Origin of the sequence: Enterobacter sp. 118C5 (assembly GCF_034107645.1) — a bacterium.
Classification (GTDB): domain Bacteria; phylum Pseudomonadota; class Gammaproteobacteria; order Enterobacterales; family Enterobacteriaceae; genus Enterobacter; species Enterobacter nematophilus.
In genome coordinates this window covers 1-2,389 of record NZ_JAWNEU010000032.1, presented here as the reverse complement: position 1 = coordinate 2,389, position 2,389 = coordinate 1, and the positions used below count along the sequence as shown (strand labels likewise).

Below are 2,389 nucleotides of genomic sequence, written 5' to 3'. Positions count from 1 at the left end.
TATACCCCTTCAGAAATGCTTAGCCATGCCATTGCACCAGGGCATGGCTAAGCAGGATGCAGTAACGTGTTAATTCATAAAAGGAATGCAAAATGAAAATACGACATTACCCCGTGGTACTGGGTGCCCTGCTGCTGGCGGGCTGCAGTCAGCCTGCGGCGAAGGCTGAAATCCGGAGTGGCGGTGGTGGAACCATTGTTGCCATCAACCATACCAAATGGGCAATCAACCATTTCAGCGTCGACGGTCAGTCGGGGATAGACATCATCGGGCCGTATCAGGGGGGCGGCGGCGGCTGCTGCTATGGCGTGCCGGCGAAATGGCGGCCGGGTATGACGGTGAAAGTCGACTGGGAAACAGGGGTGGGATACTCAATGGATTTTCCGGGTTATGCCGATGAACAAAAATTTTTATCCTGGGCCAAAAAAATAAAAGCCCAGAATAAGCAGCACAGCGCGGTGGTACCGGTACCGGACTATACGGGGCAAAAGACCTGCGGGATCACGGTGCACTTTATGCCCTGTGATGAGGTGAAAGTGACCACCAGCTGCGTGAGCCCCGGCCGGCCGGGCTACCCAATCAACGAGCCGCTGCAGATGCCGGAGCCAAAAGTATGTCCGAAATAATCACCGATCTGACGTGGTTCCCGCCGGCGTTTCCGGCCCAGGGGCGTCTACCTGCTCAGGCTGCGCTGGTAGGCACAAACTGCGCGCAGCAGGATAACCACGAGCTGGCCTACCGGCAGGAACTGTGCCTGGCTGCCGGGCGACGCGTGGAGCCCCCCTGCTGTAAAACTTTGCATATCAGCCTGTTTTTTGACGGCACCGGCAATAACCTCAATCACGACTTATATATTGCTGACCCGAAGCACCCCACTAATATTGCCCGTCTGTTCCGTGCAACCATCGGCCAGGGCTATGCCGGGGGGCTGGCGAGTAAAACAGCGGAGCTGCTGGATGCCAGCGGCAGCGGTGATGACAAATACTACAAATATTATATTCCCGGCGTCGGGACACCTTTCCCCGAGGTGAACGATCTGGATTTCAGCATGATGGGGCTGGCGGCAGCGACCCACGGGGAGGACCGTATCAACTGGGGCCTGCTGCGGATTATCGATGCGCTGAAGCGGACGATGGGCCTGGATGCGCTATCGGACGACGAAAGCTGGAAGGCGGTGGATAAAATGGCGACCTCTATGGCGTCTTTTGGGCTGACCGGCAGCGCTAACCGTTATGAGACCTTCCAGAGCCTGCTGAAAGATATGGCACCAGCCCTGCAAAAGGCCCTGGTACCGGTCGAACCCGGAAAGCCGAAGCTGTTGGGTATCAAACTGTACGTGTACGGCTTTTCGCGCGGTGCGGCGGCGGCGCGGGCCTTTGTCAACTGGCTCAGCGAACTGCTGCCAAAGCCTGAAGAGGGAAAAGACAAGCCCGAGCAGTGTCTGGCGGTGGGCGGGCTGAAAATTCCGCTCAGCGTGGAATTCCTTGGCCTGCTGGATACAGTGGCCTCGGTGGGCGTGGCGCATATCGCCCCGGTGGCGGAAGGGCATATGGGCTGGGCGGACGGAACCCAGGAGCTGCCGGCAGAGAAGGTCTATGGCGGGTTAATTAAAAAGTGCGTCCACCTGGTCTCTTCCCACGAGCAGCGGCTCTGCTTCCCGCTGGATTCTATCCGCCGTCCGGATGGTAAGTATCCGGCGAACAGCCTGGAGGTGGTCTATCCGGGCATGCACTCGGATTTAGGGGGAGGCTATCCACCAGGGGATCAGGGAAAAGCAAAGGATGAATTTGATAGATTGCTTTTATCTCAATTGGCGTTGCATGACCTTTATGCAAGCGCGTTTAATTCAGGTGCTCCTTTAAAAGTATCCCCGTTGTCGCTTCCCACAGACTTACAAAAGGATATATGGCGACAGATGTCTCCTGAGCTGCAGCTAGAATTTGCAGTCGCACCTGAATTAATCAACCGTTTCAACGCCTGGCGCAAGCTTACCCTCGGTCTGAGTTCGCCCACTGACCCGATTTCACCCGAACAGGCCGCAAAATACGATCCGCCGCGCGCGCCGGTCAGCCTGGAAAAAGCCCTTGAAGATCAGATGGGCTGGATCACCGCGTGGCGCATCAATCGCTATGCCGGGGGAACCTACAAGACCCAGCGTTTCTATGTCGATTCGGCGGCGAACGGGCTGGATAAAGACAGCGACCCTCTGGTTAGAGAGGAGTCTGAGAAAAAAAGAGCGGGTTTGGAGAAGGACATTGAGAAAGAGCGCAAGGAAAAAATTGCCAAACATAAACCTGAAGAGGGCTTCCTGATGCTCCCGCCGGGGCCGAAGGATTTTGACGCCGCGCTGGGGCAAACTCAGCTGCGCCAGGCCGCCGAAGAGTTCAGG

Annotated in this window: 2 protein-coding genes; both read left to right on the top strand. The window is 56.8% G+C overall.

Annotated features, from left to right (window positions below):
* Positions 1 to 92: 92 nt before the first annotated feature.
* On the top strand, positions 93 to 626 hold the full coding sequence (locus tag UTO39_RS22220) for a DUF3304 domain-containing protein (protein ID WP_320728121.1): 534 nt from the start codon (positions 93 to 95) through the stop codon (positions 624 to 626).
* Positions 614 to 2,389: DUF2235 domain-containing protein (locus tag UTO39_RS22215; protein ID WP_320728120.1), on the top strand; the 1,776-nt coding region annotated here is incomplete at its 3' end. The genes UTO39_RS22220 and UTO39_RS22215, both read left to right, overlap by 13 nt.

What these genes read in the sequence shown, in the direction of transcription:
- UTO39_RS22220 (WP_320728121.1), top strand. Translation starts at nt 93, where the DNA reads ATGAAAATACGACATTACCCCGTGGTACTGGGTGCCCTGCTGCTGGCG.